The 7,676-nt window shown below is 63.1% G+C and carries 10 protein-coding genes; 8 read left to right on the top strand and 2 right to left on the bottom strand.

The window, feature by feature from the left end:
* Both JWQ61_RS00240 and JWQ61_RS00235 read left to right on the top strand, forming a co-directional pair.
* A partial coding sequence (locus tag JWQ61_RS00240) for an alpha/beta hydrolase (RefSeq protein WP_304358733.1) occupies window positions 1-654 on the top strand: 654 nt, incomplete at its 5' end.
* A gap of 109 nt (window positions 655-763) precedes the next feature.
* Window positions 764-1,558, top strand: coding sequence for an SDR family NAD(P)-dependent oxidoreductase (locus JWQ61_RS00235; RefSeq protein WP_304358732.1), 795 nt, complete (start codon window positions 764-766; stop codon window positions 1,556-1,558).
* A 13-nt stretch (window positions 1,559-1,571) separates the two neighbouring features.
* Here JWQ61_RS00235 and gstA read toward each other — a convergent pair whose 3' ends face one another.
* A complete protein-coding gene (gene gstA / locus JWQ61_RS00230) occupies window positions 1,572-2,177 on the bottom strand; it encodes a glutathione transferase GstA (protein WP_304358734.1) in 606 nt (201 codons plus the stop codon).
* 126 nt (window positions 2,178-2,303) lie between these two features.
* On the opposite strand from gstA, the gene JWQ61_RS00225 reads away from it, so the two are divergent.
* The 6 genes from JWQ61_RS00225 to JWQ61_RS00200 all read left to right on the top strand — a co-directional run bounded on the left by JWQ61_RS00225 (window position 2,304) and on the right by JWQ61_RS00200 (window position 7,432).
* Window positions 2,304-2,654 carry a helix-turn-helix domain-containing protein gene (locus JWQ61_RS00225; RefSeq protein ID WP_304358731.1) on the top strand — a complete coding sequence of 117 codons (351 nt, stop codon included), beginning with the start codon at window positions 2,304-2,306 and terminating at the stop codon, window positions 2,652-2,654.
* 61 nt (window positions 2,655-2,715) lie between these two features.
* Window positions 2,716-2,853, top strand: a complete 138-nt coding sequence (locus tag JWQ61_RS00220; RefSeq protein ID WP_183081606.1) for a hypothetical protein — start codon at window positions 2,716-2,718, stop codon at window positions 2,851-2,853.
* Window positions 2,854-2,878: 25 nt separating this feature from the next.
* Window positions 2,879-3,481, top strand: coding sequence for an SIS domain-containing protein (locus JWQ61_RS00215; protein ID WP_304358730.1), 603 nt, complete (start codon window positions 2,879-2,881; stop codon window positions 3,479-3,481).
* Between the two features lie 186 nt (window positions 3,482-3,667).
* Window positions 3,668-5,620: an arylsulfatase gene (locus JWQ61_RS00210; RefSeq protein ID WP_304358729.1), complete on the top strand. Its 1,953-nt coding sequence runs from the start codon at window positions 3,668-3,670 to the stop codon at window positions 5,618-5,620.
* 7 nt (window positions 5,621-5,627) lie between these two features.
* Entirely contained in the window at window positions 5,628-6,662 is a 1,035-nt protein-coding gene (locus tag JWQ61_RS00205; RefSeq protein ID WP_304358728.1) for a formylglycine-generating enzyme family protein, read from the top strand.
* Window positions 6,663-6,667: 5 nt separating this feature from the next.
* Window positions 6,668-7,432 carry a MetQ/NlpA family lipoprotein gene (locus JWQ61_RS00200; RefSeq protein WP_304358727.1) on the top strand — a complete coding sequence of 255 codons (765 nt, stop codon included), beginning with the start codon at window positions 6,668-6,670 and terminating at the stop codon, window positions 7,430-7,432.
* A 15-nt stretch (window positions 7,433-7,447) separates the two neighbouring features.
* Here JWQ61_RS00200 and JWQ61_RS00195 read toward each other — a convergent pair.
* Window positions 7,448-7,676, bottom strand: a 229-nt coding sequence (locus JWQ61_RS00195) for an FCD domain-containing protein (RefSeq protein WP_304358726.1), incomplete at its 5' end; no start/stop codon positions are given.

The raw sequence follows: 7,676 nt of genomic DNA, 5'->3' as shown, positions 1-7,676 counted from the left end.
CCCGCCGCATCGTCCAGCCATGTCCTGATACTGCACGGCGCGGGCGTCAGCTCGCGCGCTACCGCCAGCCGCTCGGGATTGCGGCCGGCGCTGCAGGCGCGCGGCGTCGCCAGCACCTCCTTCGATTGCATCGGCCATGGCGACACCGGCGGCTCGCTGCACTATTCCTCGCTAAGCAGCCGCACGCGCCAGGCCGAAGCGGTGATCGCCGCACGCCAGCTGGCGCAGCCGCTGGTGATCTGCGGCAGCAGCATGGGCGCTTACAACGCCATTCGGCTGACCCAGACCCATGAGGTCGCCGGGCTGATCCTGATTGTGCCTGGCGTGTACACGCCTTCGGCCTACAACGTGCCGTTCGGACCGCAATTCTCCGCGATCATCCGGCGCGACCATAGCTGGGCCGACAGCGACGCCTGGGCGATCCTGGCTGAATTCAAGGGCAAGTTGCTGGTGATCGCCGCAGAACACGATGCGGTGATCCCGCCGGAAATACCGGAACGGCTGCTGCTGTCGGCGCGCAAGGCGCGTTCGCGCCGGCTGCGGGTGGTGGGCGGGACCGACCATCAGTGCCTGTTCCCGCTGGTGAGTGAAGAACGTCCGGACGAGTTTGACGAACTGATGAGCTTGATTGTCGGCTGCGCGAGCGATTCCTAGGAGCGGCGCCGGCGCCGGATAAATGCCGATTCCCGATTTCCTCTATGATTAAGGCAGTGGCTGCATTGTGCATTGCGTGCGAGCGTTTCCAACCATCAGAGAGAATTCCATGAAAATCGATTTAAGCGACAAACATGCAATAGTGAGCGGTTCGACCGCCGGCATCGGCCTGGCGATTGCGCTCGGCCTGGCGCAGGCGGGGGCAACGGTGGTGGTGAATGGCCGCACCCAGGAACGGGTCGACCTGGCGCTGGCGCAGATCCGCGACAAAGTTCCCGGCGCCCGTCTGCAAGGCGTCGCCGCCGACCTCGGCACCCCAGACGGCGCCGCCTTGCTGTTCAAGCAAGTGCCCGAGACCGACATCCTGATCAACAACCTGGGCATCTTCGAAGCCAAGCCTTTCTTCGATATTTCCGACGAAGAGTGGCAGCGTTTCTTCGATGTCAACGTGATGAGCGCGGTGCGCCTGTCGCGCCACTATGCGCCGGCCATGGTCACGCGCGGCTGGGGCCGGGTGCAGTTCCTGTCGAGCGAATCGGGTTTGCAGATTCCGAAGGAAATGGTTCACTACGGCATGACCAAGACCGCCCTGCTGGCAGTCTCGCGCGGGCTGGCGGAAACCCTGGCCGGCAGCGGCGTCACCGTCAACGCAGTATTACCTGGTCCGACCCGCTCCGAGGGGGTCGGCGATTTCTTCGCTTCGATGGCGCGCGACCAGGGTGTCGCAAGCGAAGCGCTGGAACGCGACTTCCTCAAAGAACATCGCCCGAGCTCGCTGATCCAGCGCCTCGCGACGGTAGAAGAAGTCGCCAACATGGTGGTCTACCTGGCGTCTGTACAGGCATCGGCTACTACCGGTGCGGCTCTGCGCGTGGATGGCGGCGTGGTGCGTTCGATTTCCTGATCTACCTGCAGCCCTAGGCGGCGGCTTCCGCTGCCAGCGCGGCTTTCACCGTGGCGCGCGCGCCGATGTTTTCCATATAGCGGGCGATGGCTGGCCACTGATTGAGGTCGATCGAAAACAATGCCGTCCAGCGCAGCACGGTGAACAGGTAGGCATCGGCCACGCCGAACTGCGCGCCGAGCAGGTAGTCGTGCTGCTCCAGGGTGGATGCGACCTGGTCCAGGCGCCGCCGCAACTTGTCCTTGAAGAGGGTTTTGACGCCGTCCGGGATCGTCGCGTTGAACAGCGGGCTCAGTCCCGCATGAATTTCGCTGGTGATGAAATTCAGCGATTCCTGCAGGCGCACCCGCTGCCAGCTGCCGTTGGCTGGCGCCAGCCCGGCTTCGGGTATCAGGTCGGCCAGATACTGCACGATTGCCGGCCCCTCCGTCAGTACCTCGCCGTTCTCCAGCTGCAGCGCCGCCACATAGCCTTTCGGATTGATGGCCAGGAAATCCTGGCCGTCGGCGGTGCGTTTGGTCTTGTTGTCGACCTTCACCAGTTCAAACGGCAAGCCCAGTTCGCGCAGCACGATGTGCGGCGACAGCGAACAAGTCTCGGGGGCAAAATACAATTTCATCATCCAGCTCTCCTGTGGGATCGCAGCATTGTGCGGCGACGCAGGAGAGTATGGTGACCTCGGTTACTATTGTAAAGAAGGGAGATTTTTGTTATATAGGTACATAAATTATACTTAGGTAGCCTCATGAAAACCAATGTCTCCGGCTGTTCGGTGGAAGAAGCCATGCTGCTGCTGGGCGGGCGCTGGCGCATGCTGCTGGTGTCTTACCTGCTGGACGGCCCCAAGCGCTTCAACGACTTGCGGCGCGACGTGCCGAACATTTCCCAGCGCATGCTGACGCTGGACCTGCGCGCCCTGGAGGCGGCCGGGCTGGTGCAGCGCACGGTTTACGCCGAAGTGCCGGTCAAGGTGGAGTATTGCCTTACCGCCGACGGCCAGCGTTTGCGCAAGGTGGTGGAAGTGCTGAAGGAGTTCGGGCTGTGGCTGAAGCAGGAACAGCAGCAAAGCCCGGATCAGGCTAAGCTGGCGCATTGACCGGAACATTTCACTCTACAGCCGGGTCTGTTAGAGCTACCATTCACACCATGAGACAACGATGCGCCTACTGTTTCCCCTGATAACAAGCCTGCTGCTGGCGGCCTGCGGCCATGTAACATCGCCTTCCGGCGAAAGCGGCACTACCATTACGCCCTACGGCGTGATCGATACCGGCGTCACGCGCACAAATCGCTAACTTCGCCAACTTATTCGAATGGAGCATGCAATTGAAGCAACACATTAACGCCAGCCTGGTCGAAGCGCAGCAATCGCTGGAAGCGCTGCTCGCCAACGACGCAGCGCTGCAGTCCATCGAACAGGCGGCGACGCTGCTGATCGATGTGTTTGAACGCAAGGGCCGTGTGTATTCGTGCGGCAACGGCGGCTCCATGTGCGACGCCATGCACTTCGCCGAAGAGCTGACCGGCCGCTACCGGCTGGACCGGGCGGCGCTGGGCGCAACCGCGATCAGCGATGCCGGCCACCTGACCTGCGTCGGCAACGACCATGGTTATGAACAGGTGTTTTCACGCTATATCGAAGGACACGGACGCGCCGGCGATTGCCTGGTCGCGCTGAGCACCAGCGGCACCAGCAAGAACATCATCCGCGCGGCGCAAACTGCGCGCGATCTCGGCATGCATGTGATTGTCCTGTCCGGCAAGCAGGCCGAGCTGCTGTCGTCCTTGAGCGATGTTTATGTCTGCACCCCGGGCGGCGCCTTTGCCGACCGCGTGCAGGAACTGCACATCAAGGTGCTGCACATCCTGATCGAGCTGATCGAGCGTCATTTCTTTCCAGAGAATTACGCCTCCAAGGCATAGTTTCGGCAGCTTGCTGCATTTCTGTAATAACGAAATACAGTAATCGCGCATGGCTTCATTTCCGCGCAAACCGCAGGCAGGGCCTGGTTTCGCGCGTGGATACATAAGCTAATAGATAGTAAGTAGTTGGGATAGAAACCGGTTTTTTTTACGATGCATGCTCACTAAAGTGGGATGACATCAACAATGAAAAAAGCCAGATCGCAATCTCTCGTTGTCCGCCTCGGCCTGATCGCCGCCGCAATAGCCAGCCTGGTCACGCTCGCATCGTGCGGCGGTTCGGACACGGGCCTGGCTGCGGCGGCTCCCGCCGTGCCTGTAGTGCAGAAACGCCCGAACATCCTCTACATCATGGCCGACGACCTCGGTTACTCGGACATCCGCGCCTTCGGCGGTGAAATCAATACGCCCAACCTCGACGCCCTGGTGCAGTCGGGCCGCATCCTGACCAACCACCACACCGGCACCGTCTGCGCGATCACGCGCTCGATGCTGATTTCCGGCACCGACCATCATTTGGTGGGTGAAGGAACGATGGGTGCGCCGGCCGATGAACGCAAGGGTTTGCCCGGCTACGAAGGCTACCTGAACGACCGCGCGCTGTCGGTGGCGCAGTTGCTGAAGGATGGCGGTTACCACACCTACATGGCGGGCAAGTGGCATATCGGTTCGGGCATTCCGGGCAGCGCCAGCGGCGGCGGCCAGACTCCCGACCAATGGGGCTTCGAGCACAGCTACGCCTTGCTCGGCGGCGCTGCCAGCAATCACTTTGCGCATGAACCGGCGGGCTCAAAGAACTACACCGACGACGGCCAGTACGTACAACCCGGCCAGCCAGGCCAGCCGGGTGGCACAGGCGGCAGCCCGGCGGTATTCTATTCGACCGATTTCTATACGCAGCGCCTGATTTCCTACATCGATGCCAACAAGGCCGACGGCAAGCCTTTCTTCGCTTACGCGGCTTTCACTTCGCCGCATTGGCCGCTGCAAGTGCCGGAGCCCTACCTGCATAGCTATGCAGGCAAGTACGACCAGGGTTATGACGCCATACGAAACGCCCGCATCGCACGCCAGAAAGCGCTCGGCATCATCCCGGCCGATTTCACGCCGTTTGCCGGGGTGCCGGAGAAACTGGTGTCGTCGCCCGCCACCGTCAACAACGGCACCGCCAACGCCAAATACATCAACGCCGTGCATAGTCCGGCCCAAGGTTATTCGGACTATGGCCCGGGCGTGGTCGACAAGGCATGGAGCAGCCTGTCGCCGGCGGAAAAGAAAGCCCAGGCGCGCTACATGGAAATCTATGCCGGCATGGTGGAAAACCTCGACCACAACATCGGCCTGCTAGTCCAGCACCTGAAGGATATCGGCGAATACGACAATACGTTCATCATGTTCCAGTCGGACAATGGCGCGGAAGGCTGGCCGATCGATTCCGGCGCCGATCCGACCGCCACCGATACCGCCAATGCAGCCGATCCCGTGTATTCCGCGCTGGGCAGCGACAACGGCAAGCAGAACGCGCAGCGCCTGCAATACGGCTTGCGCTGGGCCGAAGTCAGCGCCACGCCGTTCCGCCTGACCAAAGGCTACGCCACCGAGGGCGGCGTATCGACGCCGCTGATCGTGCACCTGCCGGGCCAGACCACGCAGCTGCCGACCTTGCGCCCGTTCACGCACGTGACCGACAACACCGCGACCTTCCTTGCCGTGGCCCAGATCGCCGCGCCCGCGCAGCCGGCGCCGCCGCTGCTCAACAGTTTGAACGGCGCCGACCAGAACCAGGGCAAGGTGGTCTACAACAACCGCTATGTCTATCCGATCACCGGCCAGTCCCTGCTGCCGCTGCTGAACGGCCAGGGCGCGTCCGTGGTGCATAACGCGCCGTTCGGCGACGAGGCATACGGACGCGGTTACCTGCGCAGCAGCGACGGCCAGTGGAAAGCGCTCTGGACCGAACCGCCGAACGGCCCGCTAGACGGCCATTGGGAACTGTTCGACGTGACAGTGGACCGCGGCGAGAACCATGACGTATCGGCGCAGAATCCATCGATCATCAGTGCTTTGATCCAGCAATGGAACAACTACATGAGCGCCGTCGGCGGCGTCGAACCGCAGCGTCCGCGCGGCTATTACTGAACGCCCGATGAGGATGCGGATCTGGTTAAGCGGAGCGGCAGGCGCGGCAGCCTTGCTGGCAGCGGCAGTTGCCTTGCCGCTGGCGGCGAGCGGCGGCGGCCTTGACCAGCAGAACCGGGCGCGCAGCCTGGCGCCGCTGGGTTCGGAGCCGCAGTGCGAGGCCTATTCGGGTTTGCCGGCGCGCTGGGGCAGCGATCCGCAAGCCGGCATGGTGCACCTGGGCGCCGGCGCATTCGTCTTCGGCAGCAAGTTCGGCTACGAAGACGAACGCCCGCGCGGCGACGGCAAAACCAAGGTGCGCGGATTCTGGATCGACCAGACCGATGTCACCAACGCCCAGTTTGCCTCCTTCGTTGCCGCAACCGGCTATGTCAGCGACGCCGAGCGCCAGGGCGGCGGCGCGGTGTTCCACAAGCCGACGCTGGAAGAACTGAATGCGCGCGACCTGGCATGGTGGAGCTGGGTAGCCGGCGCATCCTGGCAACACCCGGCCGGCCCCGGCAGCAGCCTGGACGGCATCGGCAACCAGCCGGTGACCATGGTGACCCAGGCCGACGCTTTCGCCTACGCGCGCTGGCTGGGCCGCGACCTGCCCAGCGAAGCCGAATGGGAATACGCCGGCAAGGCTGGGCACGACGGCGCCGAACTCGACACCGCGCCGCGCGACCAGCACGGCAAGCCGGCCGCCAACTACTGGCAAGGCGTATTTCCGCTGGTGAACAACAAAGAAGACGGCCACATCGGCCTGGCCCCGGTCGGCTGCTACGCGGCCAATGACTTCAAACTCTACGATATGGTTGGCAACGCATGGGAATGGACCAAGGATATCTACAGCGGATCGCACCAGGTCCACAGCAACGGCGATACCGCGTCGGTGGCGCCGGCATCGCGCCGCCACGACACGCCGATGGTGATCAAGGGCGGTTCCTTCCTGTGCTCGCGCGATTACTGCGTGCGCTACCGCGCTTCGTCGCGCGAACAGCAGGAAGCGGACTTGCCGGCATCGCACATCGGCTTCCGCACCGTTTTGCGCGACAGCTGACGACCATGCTGGCCGCCAGCCTGCTCGGGATTGTCGTGCCGCACGTGTATGCCACGCCGAACGTGGTCAAGGTTGGCGTGACGCCTGGCACGCATGCGGAGATCATGGAAGAAGTGCGGCGTGGCGCGTCAGCCGGCGGCTTGCAGCTGGAGGTGATCGTATTTGATGACAGGACCCGCATCGATGCCGCGCTGGCGGCAGGCAAGATCGACGCCGCCAGTTTTGAGGACGGCCCTGGCTTCGAAGCGCAGCGCCGGCGCTACGCACTGACCAGCATAGGCAGCACCGTCACCTTGCCGATGGCGCTTTACTCGCGCAAGCTGAAGACGCTCACGCAGCTGCAGCGCGGCGCCACGATCGCGATTCCGGCCGATGCGGCCGGCACGGCAAGGGCGCTGGTGTTGCTGCAGAATTTCACGCTGCTGACATTTTCCGATCGCGCCGGCTTGCACGCAACGCTGGCCGATATCACCGGCAACCGCCTGCATCTGAAAATCCGGCAGGTGCCGCGTTCGCAGCTATTTGCCGCATTGGACCAGGTGGCGTTTGCGGTGATCGACAATGCCGATGCTGCCAAGGACGGCCTGTATCCGGCGCGCGACAGCATCGGTATCGAAGATGCCCGTTCGCCTTGGCAGAATGTGCTGGCGGTGCGCGCCGGCGACCGCGGCGAGCCCTGGGTGGCGCAGCTGCTCACTGCCTACCATTCCGATCCGGTGGCGAAATTCATCCTGGAACGCTACCAGGATTCGGTACGCAGGCCGTGGTGAACCGCTGGGGGAGATTCAAGCCAAGGGATCGGTCTTGGCCTCGCCCGGTAAAGCAGCAGCCATCAGCACCGCATCGCGCTTGTCCAGCAAGTGCTGGCGCAATATCGCCGCCAGCCGTTTGCCGTCGCGCGCTTCCAGCGCTTTCACCATCTCGTCGTGGTCGTGCGCGGCGCTGTCCCACTTGGTTGGCTGGAAATTCGATTTGAAGCGCAGCGCCTTCAAGCGCCGGTTCAGGCCGAGGTAA

Source organism: Collimonas fungivorans, assembly GCF_028292705.1.
Taxonomy (GTDB): domain Bacteria; phylum Pseudomonadota; class Gammaproteobacteria; order Burkholderiales; family Burkholderiaceae_D; genus Collimonas; species Collimonas fungivorans_B.
Note: the sequence above shows the minus strand (reverse complement) of the source record. Positions and strands in the feature narration are given on the sequence as shown.